Raw genomic sequence first — 20,554 nt, 5'->3', positions numbered from 1 at the left:
TGAGGTACCCCGAATTGGGAAGGATGCGTCTGGGCAGATCATCATCTGTCGGATTCGCGGTGGACGAACGGTCCGCTGCGGCGATCGGAGCGGCCCGCCACAGCGGGACCGACGGGGTGCGGAGGCAGTTATGCACGGCGGGGCGGCGTACGACCGCACGGGGAACGGCGGGGCGCCGAGCGGCGGCGCGGCCGATCCTGCGTCGGAGGCCGGACGGCGCGGCGAGAACGGGCGGCTTGGCGACACCGGACAGCGTGCCGAGACCGGGCAGCGCGGCGACTCGGGGCAGCCCGGCGCGGCTGGACCGCATGCCGAGGCCGGACCGTGTGCCGAAGCCGGGCGGCGCGGCGCGGCCGGGCGGCGCGGCGGAGTCGGACAACGCGCCGAGCACGGCTCGGGCGGCTCAGGCACTTCGGGCGGCGCGGGCCAGGTGTGGAGCGGCTGGGGGCCGGGGGAGGCGGAAGCGGGGACGGCGCTGCTCAACTGCCTGCTGCGGGAGCTGACCGAGCCGCCGGCCGGCGGTGCGCCGGGGCGTCGGCTCGGCGGGACGGGGCGGACCCTGACCGTGGGTGCGGGCCGGTGGCCCGGGCCGCCGGTGGCCGTCGACGGGGTGGCGATCGGCGGATTCGACGCGCTGGTGGCCCTGGTCGAGGAGGAGCTGCGGGCCCGTACGGGCGTGGACAACGCGACACTCGGGGCGGAGATCCGCGACAGCCGCGACGTCGTCGCCGCGTTGCTCGCCGCGCGCGCGGCCGCCGCGGTGCGGGACGAGAAGCCCGTCGAGGACCTGTACCTGCGCTCCGAACAGGCGCTGCTCGCCGGGCACCGGTACCACCCGGCGCCGAAGACGCGCGGCGGCGGCGTGCCGGAGAGCTGGCTGCCGTACGCGGCGGAGGCCGGGGCCCGCTACCCGCTCACACTGCTCGGCGTGCGCGAGGACCTGCTCGGCGGGGAGGGCGCGACCGGGGCGATCGACGCCCTGTGGGGCGACGCCGCGCCGCCCGGATACCGCGTGCTGCCCGCGCACCCGTGGCAGCTGGCGTTGCTGCGCTCGCACCCGACCCTCGCGCCGGACGCGCTGACCGCGTTCGCCGACGGCCGGTTGCGGATCCTCGGCCGCACCGAGGAGCTCGCGTTCGCGACGTCCTCACTGCGCACCGTCTACCTGCCGGACGCGGACCTCTCGCTCAAGTTCAGCCTGGAGGTGCGGATCACCAATGACATCCGCCGCCTGTGGCTGCGTGATCTGCGCTGGCTTCAGCCGCTCGACGAGGTGCTCGCGGCGCTGCCGACCGCCGCCCACCTGCTGTCCGACCAGGGCTACCGCACGCTGGCCGGACACGGTGGGGAGTGCTGGGAGGCGTACGCGGTGCTGCAGCGCGAGGGCTTCGCGCACCGCGTGCGCCCGGGACTGACGCCGCTGCTGGCGGCGGGTCTGAGCGAGGGCTTCGCGGGCAGCCCGTTGGACGGCCTGACGGATGATCAGGCCTTCGCCTGGTGGCGGCGTTACGTCGAACTCCTGGCGCCGCCCGCGCTGGAGGCGCTGCGGGACCACGGCGTGGTGCTGGAGTGCCACCTGCAGAACGTGCTGGTCGCCGTGGACGGCGACGGCCTGCCGGGCCAGGTCCTCTTCCGCGACCACGAGGGCGTGAAGCTCACCACCGACCGCCACGAGGCCCTGCTCGCACGCTTCGGACCGGACGTCCCCACACCGGGCGTCAGCCCGGCCAAGGGCCGTGACCGGCTGCTGTACTGCCTGGTCGTCAACAACCTGTGGGAGATCGCCGGCGCGATCACCGAACGCCACCCCGCGCTCGCCGCGGAGCTGTGGCCGGCCGCCCGCCGCCTCCTGGCGGACCACGGCGACCTGCTCTCCGTCCCCCACATCCCCGGCAAGACCAACCTGCTGCTGCGCTGGCTCGACGCGGACGGCGGCGACTCGACCTACACCCCACTGCCCAACCCCCTGGCGGGGTAGGTGGCGGCGCTGGTGCGGGAGTTCGGCACCCGCGGCCTGCCGCCGCGGCCTGCTGCCGCGGCTGGAGTCCGCGCCGGACGCCGCGCCCGCCAGCGCATCGACGTTACGGGCGGCCGGGTCCGGGACGGAGGCCGAGCACGAGTACCTGGTCTGCACGCCGCACAGCCTCCTGCCGGTCCCGGGCGACTCGGCTGTGCCTCTCTCGGCCGGTGCGAGCGAGCCCGGAGCCGGGGTTCGGGGGTAGGGGTTTGCCTACCTGAGCTGTAGGTTCCGGTCCATCGCGCCCGGGGGGCGTCCGCCGCAGCATGGTCGGTGTGGGGGCCGCGGCGGGCGGTCCGGGAGTCGAGAGGGGGTGGTGGTGATGCCGCCGGTGCTGGTGGACCGGGAGCCCTGGGTGCTGTTCGTGGTCGTGGCGTTGACCGCGGTCTGCGGCGGGGTGGCCGTCCGGGCGCAGGGGACCAGGGACCGCGGTGAGCGTTCGGCGCGCGCGGAGCGGTTCGGGCGGGCTGTCGGGCGGATCGGGTGGCCCGTGGCGCCCGTGCTGGTCGGGACGGGGGCGTACGCGGCCGTCCAGGCGCTGCTGGTGGACCTGCACAGCGGCGGGGGTTCCGGCACGGTGGTCACCGTGGCGGGCTTGGCCCCGTCCGGCCTGCTCGGGTCGATGCTGCTGCTCACGGGGCTGCTGCTGACGGGACTGCTGCTGACGGGATCGCTGTTCACCGCGCTGCCGCCGCTCACGCCCCCCTGGAGCCGTCACCGTTGGGTCCTGCCGACGATCGCGGTGGTGACCGCCGAACTGCTGATCGGCGTCAATCCGTTCCAGACGCCGCACGGCAGGCCGCTGGGGGACCACCTCGTCGGCGGCGTCGTCGGCCTGGTGCTCGCCCTCGGGGCGTGGGCGGGGCTGCGACGGCTGGCGGAGGCGGAGGCGGTGCGGGCCGTGCCCTGGTCGCTGCTGTTGCCGGGCGTCGTCGCGACGACGGGCGACGTGCTGGGCCTCGATCTGTGGGTGCCCGCGCAGCCCGGGACGGGGGTCCTGCTCTCCGTGGCCGGCCTTGTCGTCGGTGTCGTCGCACTGGTCGGGGCAGGGGTCGTCGTGGTGCGGCGGCCGAGGACCGCGGCCGACGCGGCGGCTCTCGGCCTGGTGGGGATCGGGGCGTACGGCACCGTGCAGGGTGCGTTCGGGCGGACGCTGGTCGTGGTGGGGACGTTCGGGGAGCCGCGCGGGCCGGCGCCGGTGGTGCCGGACGGGTTCGGCCACAACGCGGCGGTGCTGGGCGGGATCCAGGGCGCGCTGCTGCTCGCCCTCGGGCTCTGGCTGCTGCCCCGCACGGTGCTGCCGGACGCGCGGCGGCTCTGGGGTCGGGAACCCGACCCGGCGCTGACCGAGCGGGTGCGGGAGCTGACCACGACCCGGGCGGAGGCCGTCAGCTCGGCGGCGGCGGAGCTGCGTCGGATCGAACGCGACCTGCACGACGGCGCGCAGGGGCGGCTGGTGGCGATCGGGATCAACCTGCGGGCCGCCGAGGACATGGTGGCGAGCAGCCCGCAGGAAGCCACTGCGCTGATCGCGGAGGCACGTCAGGCCTCCGCCGCCGCCCTGGAGGAGTTGCGCGGCCTGGTCCGGGGGATCTGTCCGCCGGTGCTGGCCGACCGCGGTCTGGGCGAGGCGATCCGGGCGCTGGCCATGGACCTGCCGCTGCCCTGCGCGACGGAGATCGACCTGCCGGGCGGACGGCTGGACGCGCCGGTGGAGTCGGCGGTCTACTTCGCGGTCGCCGAGGTGGTGACCAACGCCGTCCGGCACGCGGACGCCCGCGCCGTGCGGATCCGGACGGCCGTCACGGACGGGATGCTGCGCGTCGAGGTGACCGACGACGGTGTGGGCGGCGCGGATCCGGCGGCCGGCAGCGGGCTGGCCGGTGTGGAGCGGCGGCTGGCGGCCTTCGATGGGATTCTGGCGGTCAGCAGCCCGCCCGGGGGACCGACGATCGTGGTGATGGAGGTGCCGTGCCCGTAGGACCTGTCCGGTTGGTCGTCGCGGAGGATCTCTACCTGTTGCGCGAGGGCCTCGTCCGGCTCCTCAAGGCACGCGGGTTCGACGTCGCGGCGGCCACCGACAGTGCGCCGGGCCTGCTCGCCGCGCTGCTGGAGCACCGGCCGGACCTCGCGGTCGTGGACATCCGACTGCCGCCGACCAACACCGACGACGGGCTGCGCGCGGCGCTCGCGGCTCGTGAGCAGCTCCCCGGCCTGCCGATCCTGCTGCTGTCGCAGTACGTCGAGCCGGTGTACGCGCAGGAGTTGCTCGCCGACCAGGCGGGCGGGGTCGGCTATCTGCTCAAGGACCGGGTGTTCAGCGACGATCAGTTCGTCGACGCCATCCGCGCGGTCGCGGCGGGCGGCACGGTGATGGACCCGCAGGTGGTGACGAAGCTGCTGGTGCGGCGCAGCCGCAGCGAACCGCTCGCCCGCCTCTCCGAACGCGAGCGCCAGGTGCTGGAGCTGATGGCCGAGGGGCGGTCCAACAGCGCCATCGCGAGCCGGCTGTTCGTCAGCGAGAAGGCGGTCTCCAAGCACAGCACCAGCATCTTCACCAAGCTGGAGCTCGCGCCCTCCGACGACGACAACCGTCGGGTGCTGGCGGTGCTGGCCTACCTGATGGCGACGCCGAAGCAGGGCTGAGACACGAAGCAGGGCTGAGGGAGGCACGAGGCAGGGCCGAGGGACGCGTGAGGGCGGCCGGGCTTCAAGGCCCGGCCGCCCTCCTCGCTCACCTTCGGGTCACGCCGTGGTGGCGACCGCCGCGATGTCCTTGGCCAGCGGGACGCCGGAGCCGTCGCGGCGCGGGTCGCGGGCCGGGAGCTCGGCGGGGGAGCCGTTGGCGGTGGCGGCGCGGGCGGGGGTGGCGCCGACCCAGGCGAAGACGAGCTTGTCCTCGCCCTTGAGGAAGCGCTGGCAGCGGACGCCGCCGGTGGCGCGGCCCTTGCGCGGGTACTGCTCGAACGGGGTGGCCTTGGCCGTGGCCTGGCCCATGCCGTCGAGCGCGTCCGAGGAGCCCGCGACGGTGACGACGAGGGCGTCCTGCGCCGGGTCCACCGCCGTGAAGGAGATCACCTTCGCGCCGTCGGCGAGCTTGACGCCCGCCATGCCTCCGGCCGGGCGGCCCTGCGGGCGGACCTGGCCGGCCGGGTAGCGCAGCAGTTGGGCGTCGGAGGCGACGAAGACCAGGTCCTCCTCGCCCGTGCGCAGTTCGACCGCGCCGACGATCCGGTCGCCGTCCTTGAGGGCGATGATCTCGAACTCGTCCTTGTTGTCCGGCCAGTCCGGCACGACCCGCTTGACCACGCCCTGCTCGGTGCCGAGTGCCAGGCCGGGGGAGGACTCGTCGAGCGTCGTCAGCGCGAGGACCGACTCGCCCGCCTCCAGCTTCAGGAACTCGGCGACCTTCGCGCCGCCGGCCAGGGCCGGGGTGTGCGCGCTCGGCGGCAGCTGCGGCAGGTCGATGACCGCGAGCCGGAGCACCCGCCCGGCGTCGGTGACGACGCCGATGTGGCCGCGGGCGGTGGCCGGGACCGCCGAGACGATCACGTCGTGCCGGGCGCGCTTGCCGTCGCCCGCGTCGCCGTCACCGTCTCCGTCCGGGACCTGGGTCCCGGCGTCGGCGGTGCGGGCCAGCAGGCCCGTCGAGGAGAGCAGCACGCGGCACGGGTCGTCGGCGACCTCCAGCGGGACCGCGACGGTGGCGACCGAACCGGCCTCCAGCAGCACGGTGCGCCGCTCGGTGCCGAACTTCTTGGCCACGGCCGCGAGTTCGTCGGAGACGACCTTGCGCAGCACGGTGTCCGAATCGAGGATCTCGGTCAGCGCCGCGATCTCGGCGTTGAGCTTCTCCTGCTCCGCCTCCAGCTCGATCCGGTCGAAGCGGGTCAGGCGGCGCAGCGGGGTGTCCAGGATGTACGCGGTCTGCGTCTCGGACAGGCTGAACCGCTCGATCAGGCGCTCCTTGGCCTGCGCCGAGTTGTCGCTCGATCGGATGATCGCGATGACCTCGTCGATGTCGACGAGCGCGACGAGCAGACCCTCGACCAGGTGCAGCCGGTCCTGGCGCTTGCGGCGGCGGAAGTCGCTGCGCCGGCGGACCACCTCGAAGCGGTGGTCGACGTAGACCTCGAGCAGCTCCTTCAGGCCCAGCGTCAGCGGCTGGCCGTCGACCAGGGCGACGTTGTTGATGCCGAAGGTCTCCTCCATCGGCGTCAGCTTGTAGAGCTGCTCCAGCAGCGCCTCGGGCACGAAGCCGTTCTTGACCTCGATGACCAGGCGCAGGCCGTGGGCACGGTCCGTCAGGTCCTTGACGTCGGCGATGCCCTGGATCTTCTTGGCGCCCACCAGATCCTTGATCTTGGCGATCACCTTCTCCGGGCCGACCGTGAACGGCAGTTCGGTGACGACCAGGCCCTTGCGGCGCGGGGTGACGTCCTCGACGGACACCTTGGCGCGGATCTTGAAGGTGCCGCGACCGCTCTCGTAGGCGTCGCGGATGCCGTCCAGGCCGACGACCAGGCCGCCGGTCGGCAGGTCGGGGCCGGGGATGTAGCGCATCAGGGTGTCGAGGTCGGCGCCCGGGTGCTTGATCAGGTGGCGGGCGGCGGCGACGACCTCGGAGAGGTTGTGCGGCGGCATGTTGGTGGCCATGCCGACGGCGATCCCGGAGACGCCGTTGACCAGCAGGTTCGGGAAGGCGGAGGGGAGGACCTCCGGCTCCTGCTCGCTGCCGTCGTAGTTGGGCCGGAAGTCGACGGTCTCCTCGTCGATCGTCTCGACCATGGCCATCGCGGCCTCGGTGAGCCGGGCCTCGGTGTACCGCATGGCGGCCGGCGGGTCGTCGTTGCCGAGCGAGCCAAAGTTGCCGTGGCCGTCGATCAGCGGCAGCCGCATGGAGAACGGCTGGGCCATGCGCACGAGCGTGTCGTAGATGGCGGTGTCGCCGTGCGGGTGCAGGCGGCCCATCACCTCGCCGACGACGCGGGCGCTTTTGACGTGGCCGCGGTCGGGCCGCAGGCCCATCTCGTTGGCCTGGTAGAGGACACGCCGGTGCACGGGCTTGAGGCCGTCCCTGGCGTCGGGGAGCGCCCGGGAGTAGATCACCGAGTAGGCGTACTCCAGGTAGGAGCTCTGCATCTCGTCCACCACGTCGATGTCGAGGATGCGCTCCTCGAAATCCTCGGGCGGAGGGGTCTGCGAACTGCGGCGGGCCATCGCGGCGGCGCTCCCTAGGACGGTATGCACGCCTCCGGTCGGACCGGTCGGTGGGCATGGGTGGGCATGGTCGGGGACCATTCTGGACCAGCGCGCTGACAAACCCGGCCACCGCGTCCCCTGCCGGTGCAGCACAATGGGGTTTTCCGGGGTTCACGTCCCGGCTGATACGAATCTCGATCATGCGGTACACCGGAAGGATCGACGCGGATGGCCCAAGGATTCACCATCAGTGAGCACACTCTGGCCAACGGGCTGCGGGTGGTGCTCTCCGAGGACCACCTCACCCCGGTCGCCGCCGTCTGTCTCTGGTACGACGTCGGCTCCCGGCACGAGGTGGCCGGACGCACCGGTCTCGCCCACCTCTTCGAGCACCTGATGTTCCAGGGCTCCGGGCAGGTCAAGGGCAACGGCCACTTCGAGCTGGTGCAGGGGGCCGGCGGGTCGCTGAACGGCACCACCAGCTTCGAGCGCACCAACTACTTCGAGACCATGCCCGCGCACCAGTTGGAGCTGGCGCTGTGGCTCGAGGCCGACCGGATGGGCAGCCTGCTGGAGGCGCTCGACCAGGAGAGTCTGGACAACCAGCGCGCGGTCGTGAAGAACGAGCGCCGCCAGCGCTACGACAACGTGCCCTACGGCACCGCGTTCGAGCGGCTGACCGCGATGGCCTTCCCGGACGGCCACCCCTACCACCACACGCCCATCGGTTCGATGGAGGACCTGGACGCCGCCACCCTCGGCGACGCGCAGGACTTCTTCCGGACCTACTACGCGCCCAACAACGCGGTGCTGGCCGTGGTCGGCGACATCGACCCGGAGCAGACCCTGGCCTGGGTGCAGAAGTACTTCGGCTCCATCCCGGCGCACGACGGCAAGCGCCCGCCGCGCGACGGCACCACCGTGGTGCGCTCCTCGGACGCGTCGCTGCGCGAGCACGTCGTGGCCGAGGTGCCCTCGCGCGCGGTGATGCAGGCGTACCTGCTGCCGCTGGACGGCACCCGCGAGTCGGACGCGGCCGACCTGGCGCTGACGATCCTCGGCTCGGGCGAGTCCTCCCGCCTCTACAACCGCCTGGTCCGGCACGACCGTCTGGCCGTGACGGCCGGTTTCGGCCTGCTGCGTCTCGCGGGCGCGCCGTCGCTCGGCTGGCTCGACGCGAAGACCTCCGGTGAGGCGACGGTCGAGGCCGTCGAGGCCGCGATCGACCAGGAGCTGGCCCGTTTCGCGGCCGAGGGCCCGACGGCGGAGGAACTCGAGCGCGCGCAGGCGCAGATCGAGCGCGAGTGGCTGGACCGGCTCGACACCGTCAGCGGCCGCGCGGACGAACTGTGCCGCTACGCCGTCCTGTTCGGCGACCCGAAGCTCGCCGACACGGCGCTCTCGCGGGTGCTGGACGTGACGGCCGAGGAGATCCAGGCCGTCGCGCAGAAGTACCTGACGCCGGACAACCGCGCGGTGCTGACCTACGAGCCCACCGCTGCCTCCGCTGCCGACGAAGCCGCCGACGAGACCGCCGACGAGACCGCCGCCCAGGACGAGCAGGACGAGGAGGTGCAGGCATGACCATCGCCTCCACCATGACCTTCCACCCGCGCCCCGAGCCGGGGCAGCCCACTCCGTGGAACTTCCCGGCGCCGACGCGCAGCACGCTGCCGAACGGCCTGACGGTGCTGCGCTGCGACCGTCCGGGCCAGGCGCTGGTCGCGGCCGAGCTGGTGCTGGACGTGCCGCTCGCGGCGGAGCCGCGCGAGCAGGAGGGCGTCTCCACGATCCTGGCGCGTGCCTTCTCCGAGGGCACCGAGTCGCTGACGGCCGAGGAGTTCGCCGCCGAGCTGGAGCGGGCCGGCGCGAACCTGGACGCGCACGCGGACCACACGGTGCTGCGGCTGTCGCTGGAGGTCCCGGCCTCCCGGCTGGAGCGCGGGCTCGCGCTGATGGCGGACGCGGTGCGCGCGCCGGCCTTCCCGGAGCACGAGATCGAGCGGCTGGTCGCCAACCGTCTCGACGAGATCGTCCACGAGCAGGCCAACCCGGCCCGCCGGGCCGCGCTCGCCTTCTACGGCGAGTTGTTCGACCAGTCCGACCGCCTGTCGCGTCCGCGCTCGGGCGGCGCCGAGACGGTCGAGGCCATCGACCGTGACGCGGTGACGGCGTTCTACGCCGCGCACGTGCGCCCGGCGACGGCGACGCTGGTCGTCGTCGGCGACTTCTCCGAGGTCGACTTCGACGCCGTGCTGGCCGCCACGATCGGCCGCTGGACCGGCACCCCGGGCGCGCACGTGCCCGCCGCGCCGGTGCGCGGCGACGACACCGGCCGGGTCGTCATCGTCGACCGACCGGGTTCGGTGCAGACCCAGCTGCTGATCGGCCGGATCGGCCCGGACCGCCACGACGACGCGTGGGCGGCGCAGATCCTCGGCACGTACTGCCTGGGCGGCACCCTCACCTCGCGCCTGGACAAGGTCCTGCGGGAGGAGAAGGGCTACACCTACGGCGTCCGCGCGTTCGCCCAGCCGCTGCGCTCGGGCGCGGACGGCCAGGGCCGGGCGCTGCTGGCCATCTCGGGCTCGGTGGACACCGAGTCGACGGCTCCGGCGCTCGCGGACACCTGGCAGATCCTGCGGACGCTGGCGGCCGAGGGCCTGACCGACGAGGAGCGCGACGTCGCGGTGCAGAACCTGGTCGGCGTGGCCCCGCTGCGCTACGAGACCGCGTCCGCGGTCTGCGCCACCCTGGCCGACCAGGTGGAGCAGGAGCTGCCGGACAACTACCAGGCCGAGGTGTACCGGCAGTTGGCCGAGACCGCCACGGCGGCGGCGACCGACGCGGTGGTGGCGGCGTTCCCGCCGGAGCGGCTGGTGGCGGTGCTGGTCGGCGACGCCTCGGTGATCGCGGCGCCGCTGAAGGACCTGGGGATCGGCGAGGTCACGGTCGTTCCCGCCTGACCCTTCCATCCCTTCTGTAGCGCTCAGGGGCGCGGGGTTTCCCGCGCCCCTGAGTCGTGTCCGGCCCCTGATGAAAAATGTGACGCAGGTCACACTCATGGGAGGGATTTCCGGGGAGTGATTCCCCGTTTAGGTGTTTGAATGGAAAGCGGGGACAGGTTCCCCGCTTCCCGGCCCAGCACATCGGAGAAAGGAGTCGCCGTGGTCCAGGCAGTCGAGACCGAGAAGCCCGCGGGGCTCCGCCGGCGTGCCGACGCGGCCCGGAACCGGGCCCGCATCCTCGACGCCGCGCAGGACGCGTTCATCGAGTACGGCGCGGACGTGCCGCTCGACGAGATCGCCAAGCGCGCCGGGATCGGCAACGCCACCGTCTACCGGCACTTCCCGGACCGTCGCGCGCTGGTGCGCGGCGTCGTCCTGGAGGTCATGGAACGAGCCATCAGCGTGGCCGAGCAGGCCTACGCGGAGGAGAGCGATCCGTTCGAGGCGCTCAGCCGCCTCGTGCACGACGCCGTCAACTGGAAGATCGGCGCCCTGTGCCCGATGCTCTCCGAGTGGACGGACCTGGACGAGGCCGAGGTCTTCTCGACCAAGGAACGCCTGGACGGCGTCGTCCAGACCATCGTCAGCGCTGCCCAGGCGGCCGGGACCCTGCGTGACGACATCGGCAGCAACGACGTCCTGATGGCGGTCGCGCAGCTGGTGCGGCCGTTCCCCGGCGCCACCTACGACAGCCTTCAGCCTTTCGTCCACCGCCACCTGCAGCTGCTGCTCGACGGCCTCCGGGCGCCCGCCCGGACGCCCCTGCCCGGCAGCCCGCAGACGCTGGAGGACGTCCGCCGCGAGTGCATCCTCGCGGCCGCCCGACGCGAGTGCCGGTCGTGACGCCTTCGTGACGCCGCAGCTCCGCTGAGCTCACCGGGCCCGAAGTCCGGTCTCTCAACCCTTACTTCACCAGGTCGACGCCGACCCGCCGATCTCCCGGTCACATTCGTACGTCAACGTTTCACGTCCCGCATACCGAAGTTCGCTCACCGACGACGGCAGCCCTGCCGCGCACCTACGGGGATACCCTCATGTCTGCTTCCGCACCCGCCAAGCCACTTGACCAGGCCCAGCCCGATCCAAGGCGCTGGAAGGCGCTCATCTTCATCGCCATCGCCCAGCTGATGGTCGTCCTCGACGCCACCGTCGTGAACATCGCACTGCCGCACGCCCAGGCGGACCTGCACATCTCCGACGCCAACCGCCAGTGGGTGATCACCGCCTACAGCCTGGCCTTCGGCGGTCTGCTGCTCTTCGGCGGCCGCGTGGCCGACCTGTGGGGGCGCAAGCGGGCCTTCATCGTCGGCCTGATCGGCTTCGCCCTGGCCTCCGCCGTCGGCGGCGCGGCCGTCAACTCGACCATGCTGCTCGGCGCGCGTGCGCTGCAGGGCGTCTTCGGCGCACTGCTGGCCCCGGCGGCCCTGTCGCTGCTGGCCGTCACCTTCACCGAGGCCAAGGAGCGCGCGACCGCGTTCGGCATCTTCGGCGCCATCGCCGGTGCGGGCGGCGCCGTCGGCCTGCTGCTCGGCGGCGCGCTGACCCAGTACGTCAACTGGCGCTGGGCGCTGTACGTCAACATCATCTTCGCGATCATCGCGGTGGCCGGCTCCCTGGTCTTCGTCCACGAGCGCGAGGGCGAGCGCAACCGCAACCGTCTCGACATCCCGGGCGTGCTGCTGGCCACCTCGGGCCTGGTCTCCCTCGTCTACGGCTTCACCAAGGCCGAGGAGTCCGGCTGGGGCGCCGGCATCACCATCGGCCTCTTCGTGGCCTCCGCGGTGCTGCTCGCGCTGTTCGTCCTGGTCGAGTCCCGCACCAAGGCCCCGCTGCTGCCGCTGCGCGTCGTGCTGAACCGCAACCGCGGTGGCGCCTACCTCGGCCTCGGTCTCGCCATCATCGGCATGTTCGGTCTGTTCCTGTTCATGACCTACTACCTGCAGGGCATCAAGCAGTACAGCCCGGTCATGACCGGCGTCGCCTTCCTGCCCATGGTCGTCGGCATGATCACCGGCTCCACGCAGATCGGCGCCCGCCTGATGAACCGCGTCCCGGCGCGCTGGCTGATGGGCCCCGGCCTGCTGCTGGCCTCGATGGGCATGCTGCTGCTCACGCAGATGCACGTGGACAGCAACTACTGGACGCTGATCCTGCCGGCCGAGCTCATGCTGGGCCTGGGCATGGGCACCTCGTTCATGCCGGCCATGAGCCTGTCGACCATCGGCGTCCAGCCGCAGGACGCGGGCGTGGCCTCCGCGATGATCAACACCTCGCAGCAGGTCGGCGGCTCCATCGGCACCGCCCTGCTCAACACCATCGCGGCGAGCGCGACGACCAGCTGGCTGGTCTCGCACCACTCCACCGACCCGCGCAACCCGCTCGCCGCGGTGCACGGCTACGACGTCGCCATCTGGTGGGCCGTGGGCATCATGCTCGTCGCCTCGGCGCTGGTCTTCGTCCTGGTCAACGCCGGCCGCCCGGAGCACCACACCGTCGCCGGCGCCAACGCCGAGTCCGAAGCGGCCGTCCCGGTCGTCATGCACTGACGCTCATCTGACGCATCGTCACCGCCGAAGCCCCCGATCCCTCCAGGGTCGGGGGCTTCGGCGTGTCCTGATCGAAAATCCGTTGCGGCGCCTCCTCGGCGCATGGGTAGATAGGCGCAGCGACCGGACGTGACAGGCCGGTCCCCGAGGTGGTGGAGAGGAGGCAGTCCCATGAGGGTCGAGAAGCAAGGCGTGTGCCACATCAGCACCGCCGCCTCCCCCAGGCGACGCCCCTCCACCGCCTGCGGCCTCCGCCGCTGATCTCCGCGCGACCGCGACGCCCTTCCGCGCCGGTCCGCCCCCACACTTGTAGCCTTGTTCCCAGGAGAACAATCCCATGTCGTACACCGAGATCCCGGGCATCAACGTGCCCATCCGCATGTGGACCGACCCCGCGACGGTCGAGGGCCAGGCCCTCCAGCAGCTGCGCAACATCTCCTCCCTCCCGTGGATCCACGGCCTCGCCGTCATGCCCGACGTCCACCTGGGCAAGGGCGCGACGGTCGGTTCCGTGATCGCCATGAAGGGCGCGGTCTGCCCGGCCGCGGTCGGCGTGGACATCGGCTGCGGGATGAGCGCGGTCAAGACCTCGCTCACCGCCCGCGACCTGCCCGATGACCTCAGCCGACTGCGCTCGAAGATCGAGCAGGCCATCCCCGTCGGTCGGGGCCTGCACGCCCACCCGGTCGCCCCGAGCCGGATCCACGGCTTCGCCACCGGCGGCTGGGACGACTTCTGGTCCCGCTTCGACGACCTCACCCCGGCGGTGAAGGCGCGCCGCGAGCGGGCGCTGCAGCAGATGGGCTCGCTGGGCTCGGGCAACCACTTCATCGAGGTCTGCCTCGACACGTCGGGCGCGGTGTGGCTGATGCTGCACTCGGGCTCGCGCAACATCGGCAAGGAGCTCGCCGAGCACCACATCGGCGTCGCCCGCTCGCTCCCGCACAACCAGAACCTGGTCGACCGCGATCTCGCGGTCTTCATCGCGGCGACCCCGCAGATGCAGGCCTACCGCGCCGACCTGTTCTGGGCGCAGGAGTACGCGAAGCGCAACCGCGCGGTGATGATGGCGCTGTTCCAGGACGCCGTCCGCAAGGAGTTCCGCAAGGCGAACGTCACCTTCGACCAGGTCATCTCCTGCCACCACAACTACGTGGCGGAGGAGACCTACGAGGGGGAGGACCTGCTGGTCACCCGCAAGGGCGCGATCCGCGCCGGCGCGGGCGACTACGGGATCATCCCGGGCTCCATGGGCACCGGCTCGTACATCGTCCGCGGTCTCGGCAACGAGGCGGCGTTCAACTCCGCGTCGCACGGCGCGGGACGCAAGATGTCCCGCTCGGCGGCGAAGCGCAAGTTCGGCGTCCGCGACCTGGTGGAGCAGACGCGGGGCGTGGAGTGCCGCAAGGACTCCGGCGTCGTGGACGAGATCCCGGGCGCGTACAAGCCGATCGAGAAGGTGATGGCCCAGCAGACCGACCTGGTGCAGGTCGTGGCCGAGCTCAAGCAGGTCGTCTGCGTCAAGGGTTGAGGCCGAACGTCACCCCCCGGGTCCTCCGTCACGGGGGACGGAGACCCGGGGCCGCTCGGGGGAGCGATGATGGGCGCTGATGAACAGCAACCGTGACACCGTCGTCGTCCCCATGACCGCCGAGCACGCGTCGGAGGTGCTGGCGATCTATCAGGCCGGGATCGACGAGGGTGATGCCACGTTCGAGACCCGGGCGCCGGCGTGGGAGGAGTTCGACCGGGCCAGGCTTGGCGGGCACCGGTTCGTGGTCGTCGACGGGGGCGGGCGCGTGCTCGGCTGGGTGGCCGTGAGCAGGGTCTCGGACCGGCGTGCCTACGCGGGCGTGGTCGAGCACTCCGTCTACGTCCGTCCGGATGCCCGTGGGCGCGGGGTGGCGCGGGCGTTGCTGGAGGCGTTGATCGCCTCGACCGAGGCGGCGGGGATCTGGACCGTGCAGTCCGGGATCTTCCCGGAGAACGCCGCCAGCCTCGCGCTCCACGAGCGTGCCGGGTTCCGGGTGATCGGGACCCGCGAGCGGGTGGGTCGCCAGCACGGCGTCTGGCGCGATGTCGTGCTGGTCGAGCGTCGCAGCCCCGTCGTCGACTGACGTCGGCTCACGACGACTCACATCGACTCGCGGGGGCGTCAAACGGCCTGTCTGCGTTAAGTGTTGGTGATGTTCGTGTGAAGTCGGCTGGGGCGCGCCCGCGGTGTGCCAGGCTCGCGTCAACTGGGTCTCGTACAAGTGGAAGAGACGCATCCTCATGTCGAGACTGCCGGGCGGACGCTCGGTCGGTTGCCTGTGTGGCCGATGATACGATCACCTCGCTTTGCGGAGCGGGCGGGTCCACCCTGCAGTGGCAGGGACGCGGAGACCGGCTGTCAGACGCCTGAAGAGAGTCTTATGACGGAATACATCGAGAACCCAGCGCTGTGGGCTCTTGTCGTGCTCCTGCTCATCGTGATCGCCGTCGTCGTCCGCCAGCGCAAGGCGGCCATGGCGTTGCGGCAGGAGATAGCGGGGCTCAGGGAGTACTACTCCGATCTGGAGCACCACTACATGCAGTCCGTCGCCTCGGCCCAGGAACAGGCCGAGGAAGCGACGAAGACCGTGCTGAAGTCGGCCATGCGCACCCTTCAGGGTCTGGCCGCCGAGCAGCAGCTGATCCTTTCGCGGCTGCAGACCAAGCACGGTGAGTCGGTCATCCTCCAGGACCTGCTGGAGATCGACCACACCAACTCCCAGTTCGGCCGCCGCGCCCAGTCCATCGCGGTGCTCTGCGACGGCTGGCTCGGCCGCCACCGCGACAACGCCTCGGTCTACGACGTGGTCCGCAGCGCGCAGGGACGCGTGCGGCACTTCCGACGCGTGGAGATCCTCTCCCAGGTGGACTTCGGCATCTCCAGCCGCGCCGTCGAGCCGGTGGCGCTGGCCCTGGCCGAGCTCCTCGACAACGCCACCAGCTACTCCAGCCCGGACACGGTCGTCGAGATCAACATCCGCACCGTGCCCAAGGGCGTGGCGATCGTCGTGGACGACGCCGGTGTCGGCATGAACGACGAGGAACGGGCCCGCGCGGAGCGGCTGCTGAGCAGCGACCGCGTCAAGAGCGTCGCGGGGCTCGGTAATCCGCCGCAGTTCGGTCTCGCCGTCATCGGCGTGCTGAGCGAGCGCTTCGGCTTCGAGGTGTCGGTGGACTCCTCCTCGCCCTACGGCGGCGTGCGGGCGGTGGTCCTGCTGCCGCACGAGTTGCTGACGTCCATGCCCGAGAAGAAGGCACCGGCTGCTCCCATGACGCGCTCCTCCGTGCCACCGCCGCAGCCGAACGGGCCCGAGCCCGTGCCGGCCTCCCCGACGACCACCGACGGACTGCCGCTGAGAAGGCGTAAGCGTCCGATGGCGATCGTGCCGGGCTCCGCGCCCACCCCGATCGCCTCGGCCCGGTCCGGCGCGGAGACCGCGGCGATCATGGGAGCGTTCCAGCGCGGCACCCGGTCGGGCCGGGCCGCCCGTGGGGACGACACGGACCAGTCGATCAGCACACGTGGGTCAAGCAGTGAAGGGCATGAGTTCTCGTGAACGAAGATCTGTCATGGATGCTCGACAGCGCCCTGGAGATTCCCGGGGCCCTGCACGCGGTCCTGATCTCGGCCGACGGGCTCCTCATGGCCCGTACCAAGGACTTCGACAAGGACGACGCGGACCGCGTCGCCGCCGCGATGAGCGGTGTGCAGTCGCTGAGCCGCTCGCTCGGCTTCTTCTGCGAGGACAGCAGCGGGCGCTGGCGCCAGACGCTGGTCGAGTTCGACGGCGGCTGGGTGTTCCTGATCTCCGCCGGTGAGGGCGCCTACCTCGGCGTCTCCGCCGAGGCGGACGTCGACATGCAGGACATCACCTTCCGGATGCAGCAGTTGGTCGGCCAGCTGGGCAAGGTGCTGGTCGCGCCGCCGCGCGAGAACCTCGGAGTGCGCTCATGAACGGGCCCGGCGACTTCGAGCTCGAAGCCACGGAGTTAGTGCGTCCGTACGTCATCACCAAGGGACGCGGGCTGCCCGACGACGACCAGCTCTCGCTGATCACCCTGGTGACGGCCGCGCCCGAGCAGGTGCAGCGGCCGCTGCGGCTGTCGCCGGAGGAACAGCGGCTGCTGGACCTCTGCTCCGCGGGCTACCTCTCGGTGGCCGAGATCGCGGGGCACACGCGGCTGCCGCTGGGCGTGGTGCGGATCATGCTGGCCGGACTCACCGAGGCCGGCTATCTGATCACCCGTCCGCCGGTGGCCCGTGCCCGCCTCGCCGACAAGGAGTTGCTGGAGGAGGTGCTCAGTGGTCTCCGGGCCAAGTTTGGGTGAACGACCGAGCCTGCAGTCGCGGGACTACGTCGCGGGCGGCGCCTCGCAGACGGCCGTCAAGATCCTCGTCGTCGGTCACTTCGCGGTGGGCAAGACCACGTTCATCGGCTCGATCTCCGAGATCGAGCCGTTGTCCACCGAGGAGACGATGACCCGGGCCGCGCAGGACGTGGACGACCTGAAGGGGGTCCGGGGGAAGACCACCACCACCGTGGCCATGGACTTCGGCCGGCTCACCATCAGCGACCGCGTCGTGCTCTACCTGTTCGGCACCCCCGGACAGGTGCGGTTCGTGCAGATGTGGGAGGACATGGCCCGGGGCGCCCTCGGCGCGCTGGTCCTGGTCGACCCGGAGCGGCTGGCCGACTCCTTCGCGGTGATCGACCTGATCGAGCAGTACGGTCTCGACTACGCGATCGCAGTCAACAACTTCGACGGCAACCCGGTGCGCGCCGAGGCCGCGCTGCGGGAGGCCCTCGACCTCCTCGACGACACCCCCGTCGTCACCTGCGACGCGCGCGACGAGCAGTCGTCGGCCGCCGCGCTGACCACGCTCGTCAGCTACCTGCTGGCCCGGGTCGGCTAGAGGTCGGCGACGCTCTCGCGCCCGCGCCGAAGGGGCCGTCCCCGGGAGGGACGGCCCCTTCTGGTTGCCCTGCACGGTGGCAGGCCTGCGCGGTGGCAGGCCGGTGCGGTGGCGGGTCAGTGCGGAGCGCGGGCTTCGGGCCGGTCCAGCAGCCGTGCCCGCCAGTCGCTGAGGCCCTGTGCCAGGTCGCCGTCGGCCGGGGCCAGGCGGGCCAGCCTCGGCAGGCAGCTGTCGATGTAGTACAGGTAGAGCGGCACGAGCTCGGCGTGCAGGAGCCCGGTCAGGTGCTCCGCCGGGTCCGGCTGCCCGTGGCGTGCGCGCGTCGCGGCACGGACGAGTTCCGCGGCCACCGGTGCGGGTTGCGCGAGGTGGTGGCGGATGGCGTCGTCGGTGGAGCCGCAGTCCGCGGCGGCGGCGGTGTAGAGGAACCTGAGGGGGAGCAGCACCGCCTTGGTGAAGCGCCTGGTGTCGGCCGCCAGCCGCGCGGGGTGGTGGAACTCGGCCACCACGGGGTCCGGCGCGAGCATCCGCAGGGCGAAGCGGACGCTGTCGGTCAGCAGCGTGGCCGCGCCCGGCTGCGCCACCTCCGGGCGCACGTCCCCGCCCAGCAGCAGCGCACCGCTGACCTTGAGGTCGAGCCGGTCGACGGCCGGGAACCTGCCGTCCTCCCGGTCCGCGCGCAGGGCCGGCAGGGAGCTCCAGAAGACCGACAGGCGCTGGTATGCGGCGTCCTTCCGGTGGAGCTCGTGGGTGACGCCGCGGACGGTCTCGTCGTCGTCCTGGCGGCGGTCCGTCAGGACGAGGGCGAGGTCGATGTCGCTGACGGCGGGCGCGAACCCCCCGTGGGCGAGGCTGCCGAGGGCGTAGGCCGCGACCAGACGGTCGCCGAGGGTCTGCTGGAACAGCCGGGCGCTGTGCTCGGCGACTCTGGCGGCGGATTCGGCGTCGACGGTCTCCTCGGGGCGTGCGCTCATGCCGGCACCGCGGTGTCGCGGAGCGCCAGTTCGGCGATCCGGTCGGAGACCATGGTGATGATCTGCCAGGCGCGGTCGAGGAGTTCGCTGACCTCGCCGAGCTCCCACTCCTGGCGTTCGGCGAGCAGGCGGTAGCCCATCTCGATGTGCTCCTCGTCCGCCTCGTCGTGCAGGGCGAAGTAGGCGTTGCCGGGGAAGGCCAGGGAGCCGGCGTTGCTGAAGGTGAGGCTGCCGGCCTCCAGCACGAGGTGGGCCAGCACGACCTTGTGCAGGCCGGGCAGGACGCGGAACTGGTCGACGAACCAGGCCGCTCCGGCTTCCACGACGGGGTCCCAGCCGGGTTTCCGGCCGGTGTCGTGGCTGTCCGCCAGGATCCCGTTGTGGCCGAGCTCCTCCTCCTGGTGCTCGACGGCCAGTTCCTTCAGCTGGGGGTCGGTCTCGAACTCCGCCCGGACGCTGATCATCCGCTGGAACGCGTCCGACCACGGCGCGACGTGCGCCATGACGGCGTCCCTGGTGGCCGCCGGCGTCGTGGGGTCCTCCAACAGAGTGATCAGGCTGCTGGCGCGGTATGTGCGGACGTGCTGCTCGTTCCTGTCGGCGACTTCCCGCAGGGGCGCAGGCATGGTGACGGTCATACGGATTCGACCTCCTGGAGGAACACACGGGACTGCCGCGGCACCGGACTCGGCTGGGCGGCGAGCGGGGGGTAGAGCGGAAACCTGAAGTAGACGGACACGTCGCCCTCCGAGCCGCGTGAGCGGTAGCTGACCAGCTCCTGGAGGCCCCGGATCCGGTTCAGGGGCTGTGGGGCCACGGCCTGGAGGAGGGCGTGGTGGCGTCGCGGGTCCAGGTCCTCGTGCGCCATCAGCGCGCCGATCCTGACCGCGGCCTCTGCGTCGGAGGCGGTGAGACTCGACACCCGGAAGTAGGTGGTCGACTCGTCGGCGCGGTTGGCGCCCGACCGGAAGGCCAGGCAGGTCAGCGGGGTGTCTCCGGCGGCGTCGGGCGCAGTGCCGAGCAGGGTCCGGAAGGCGGAGCGGGCTCTGTCCGGTTCGTGGGCGCGGGCGAGCGAGGCCATCTGCTCCAGGACCGCGACGCTGCCGGTGTGGTTGCGGAAGTAGACCTTGGCCCGGGCCTTGGCGCTGGAGTCCAGGTCGAGGGCGAAGAACTCCAGCTCGCGCTCGACTCCGTCCGCCATGGTCGCTCGTGCCACCTCCACGCAGGTGTCGGCCCACGCGGTGCCCATCCCGAGGCGTTCCATCGCCTCGTTGACCGCGGCGTAACGTTTCTGCGGGGCCAGGTCGTAGAGCCCGAAGTAGAGCTTGAAGGCCGGCGGACGCCCGGGGCGCCAAGCCAGTGAGTGCCATACGGGCGTCGGCGCGGTTCCCTGGTCGGCGGCCGGAGCGAACACGTCGGCCACCTTCCGGTACCAGTCCAGGCTGACCAGCGGCTCTGCGGCCAGTCGGTCCGTCAGTTCGGCTGCGGCGGCGAGGTTGGAGGCTGCGGTGACGGGCCGGGAGGCACCCAACGCCTCGAAGAGGATCCGCAGTTCAGGTCTTCCTTGGGACCATTTCACCGACATCTCGGCGGGGAAGCCGTCACCGGCGACGAACGAGGGGAACGGGCAGGTCCGACCGACGGGTATGTCGGCCCATGGTCGCAGCAGATCCACCACCTGCTCCGTCACCGGTCCGGTCATGGAGTGCGGCAGGCCGAGCCCATCGCCCATGTCGGTCCAGCGTTCGCGGAGGAACTCCCCGATGGAACGCCCTTCGGCCGAGAAGATGCTGTCCACTCACCTATCCGATCTCCAAGCGCGCCGTCCCCTCCGCTACCGGCGATTGATCGACCGTCGC

At 71.9% G+C, this 20,554-nt stretch carries 17 protein-coding genes; 13 read left to right on the top strand and 4 right to left on the bottom strand.

All coding sequences use genetic code 11. From position 1 onward, the window contains the following. Positions 1 to 130 precede the first annotated feature (130 nt). From TR50_RS04520 to TR50_RS04510, 3 genes are all read left to right on the top strand, one after another. The gene (locus tag TR50_RS04520; RefSeq protein ID WP_162837949.1) at positions 131 to 1,978 is read left to right on the top strand and encodes an IucA/IucC family protein; all 1,848 of its coding nucleotides are present in this window, start codon (positions 131 to 133) and stop codon (positions 1,976 to 1,978) included. A gap of 361 nt (positions 1,979 to 2,339) precedes the next feature. After that, entirely contained in the window at positions 2,340 to 3,998 is a 1,659-nt protein-coding gene (locus tag TR50_RS04515) for a sensor histidine kinase (protein ID WP_236654277.1), read from the top strand. Further along, a complete protein-coding gene (locus TR50_RS04510; protein WP_042414234.1) occupies positions 3,989 to 4,663 on the top strand; it encodes a response regulator transcription factor in 675 nt (224 codons plus the stop codon). Before TR50_RS04515 ends, TR50_RS04510 begins: the two co-directional genes overlap by 10 nt. A 99-nt stretch (positions 4,664 to 4,762) precedes the next feature. Here TR50_RS04510 and TR50_RS04505 read toward each other — a convergent pair whose 3' ends face one another. Further along, positions 4,763 to 7,237, bottom strand: coding sequence for a DNA gyrase/topoisomerase IV subunit A (locus TR50_RS04505; RefSeq protein WP_042414231.1), 2,475 nt, complete (start codon positions 7,235 to 7,237; stop codon positions 4,763 to 4,765). A gap of 210 nt (positions 7,238 to 7,447) precedes the next feature. Between TR50_RS04505 and TR50_RS04500 the strand changes: the two genes are divergently transcribed. The 10 genes from TR50_RS04500 (at position 7,448) to TR50_RS04455 (ending at position 17,721) form a co-directional block, all read left to right on the top strand. After that, complete coding sequence (locus TR50_RS04500; RefSeq protein WP_042414230.1) at positions 7,448 to 8,803, top strand: M16 family metallopeptidase; 1,356 nt, start codon at positions 7,448 to 7,450, stop codon at positions 8,801 to 8,803. After that, entirely contained in the window at positions 8,800 to 10,185 is a 1,386-nt protein-coding gene (locus TR50_RS04495) for a M16 family metallopeptidase (RefSeq protein WP_042414227.1), read from the top strand. Before TR50_RS04500 ends, TR50_RS04495 begins: the two co-directional genes overlap by 4 nt. A gap of 201 nt (positions 10,186 to 10,386) precedes the next feature. Next, entirely contained in the window at positions 10,387 to 11,070 is a 684-nt protein-coding gene (locus TR50_RS04490) for a TetR/AcrR family transcriptional regulator (RefSeq protein ID WP_042414224.1), read from the top strand. Between the two features lie 191 nt (positions 11,071 to 11,261). Then, positions 11,262 to 12,773 (top strand): MFS transporter, encoded by a 1,512-nt coding sequence (locus tag TR50_RS04485; RefSeq protein ID WP_042414221.1) that lies wholly within the window; start codon positions 11,262 to 11,264, stop codon positions 12,771 to 12,773. Between the two features lie 337 nt (positions 12,774 to 13,110). After that, complete coding sequence (locus TR50_RS04480; RefSeq protein ID WP_042414218.1) at positions 13,111 to 14,304, top strand: RtcB family protein; 1,194 nt, start codon at positions 13,111 to 13,113, stop codon at positions 14,302 to 14,304. 79 nt (positions 14,305 to 14,383) lie between these two features. Further along, positions 14,384 to 14,890 carry a GNAT family N-acetyltransferase gene (locus TR50_RS04475; RefSeq protein WP_042414216.1) on the top strand — a complete coding sequence of 169 codons (507 nt, stop codon included), beginning with the start codon at positions 14,384 to 14,386 and terminating at the stop codon, positions 14,888 to 14,890. A 297-nt stretch (positions 14,891 to 15,187) separates the two neighbouring features. Beyond that, complete coding sequence (locus tag TR50_RS04470) at positions 15,188 to 16,363, top strand: sensor histidine kinase (RefSeq protein ID WP_042414213.1); 1,176 nt, start codon at positions 15,188 to 15,190, stop codon at positions 16,361 to 16,363. Beyond that, on the top strand, positions 16,360 to 16,761 hold the full coding sequence (locus TR50_RS04465) for a roadblock/LC7 domain-containing protein (protein ID WP_042414210.1): 402 nt from the start codon (positions 16,360 to 16,362) through the stop codon (positions 16,759 to 16,761). Before TR50_RS04470 ends, TR50_RS04465 begins: the two co-directional genes overlap by 4 nt. After that, entirely contained in the window at positions 16,758 to 17,135 is a 378-nt protein-coding gene (locus TR50_RS04460; protein WP_042414208.1) for a DUF742 domain-containing protein, read from the top strand. Before TR50_RS04465 ends, TR50_RS04460 begins: the two co-directional genes overlap by 4 nt. Next, positions 17,128 to 17,721 (top strand): GTP-binding protein, encoded by a 594-nt coding sequence (locus TR50_RS04455; protein ID WP_042414206.1) that lies wholly within the window; start codon positions 17,128 to 17,130, stop codon positions 17,719 to 17,721. The genes TR50_RS04460 and TR50_RS04455 overlap by 8 nt, the downstream gene beginning before the upstream one ends. A gap of 116 nt (positions 17,722 to 17,837) precedes the next feature. Here TR50_RS04455 and TR50_RS04450 read toward each other — a convergent pair whose 3' ends face one another. From TR50_RS04450 to TR50_RS04440, 3 genes are read right to left on the bottom strand one after another with little or no spacing between them, the layout of a single operon-like run. Next, the gene (locus TR50_RS04450) at positions 17,838 to 18,695 is read right to left on the bottom strand and encodes a hypothetical protein (RefSeq protein ID WP_042414202.1); all 858 of its coding nucleotides are present in this window, start codon (positions 18,693 to 18,695) and stop codon (positions 17,838 to 17,840) included. Next, positions 18,692 to 19,333: a hypothetical protein gene (locus TR50_RS04445; protein ID WP_201776782.1), complete on the bottom strand. Its 642-nt coding sequence runs from the start codon at positions 19,331 to 19,333 to the stop codon at positions 18,692 to 18,694. The genes TR50_RS04450 and TR50_RS04445 overlap by 4 nt, the downstream gene beginning before the upstream one ends. After that, positions 19,330 to 20,493, bottom strand: a complete 1,164-nt coding sequence (locus tag TR50_RS04440) for a tryptophan dimethylallyltransferase family protein (RefSeq protein ID WP_052440693.1) — start codon at positions 20,491 to 20,493, stop codon at positions 19,330 to 19,332. The genes TR50_RS04445 and TR50_RS04440 overlap by 4 nt, the downstream gene beginning before the upstream one ends. Positions 20,494 to 20,554 lie beyond the last annotated feature (61 nt).

It is taken from the genome of Streptacidiphilus anmyonensis (assembly GCF_000787855.1).
GTDB classification, from domain to species: domain Bacteria; phylum Actinomycetota; class Actinomycetes; order Streptomycetales; family Streptomycetaceae; genus Streptacidiphilus; species Streptacidiphilus anmyonensis.
Note: the sequence above shows the minus strand (reverse complement) of the source record. Positions and strands in the feature narration are given on the sequence as shown.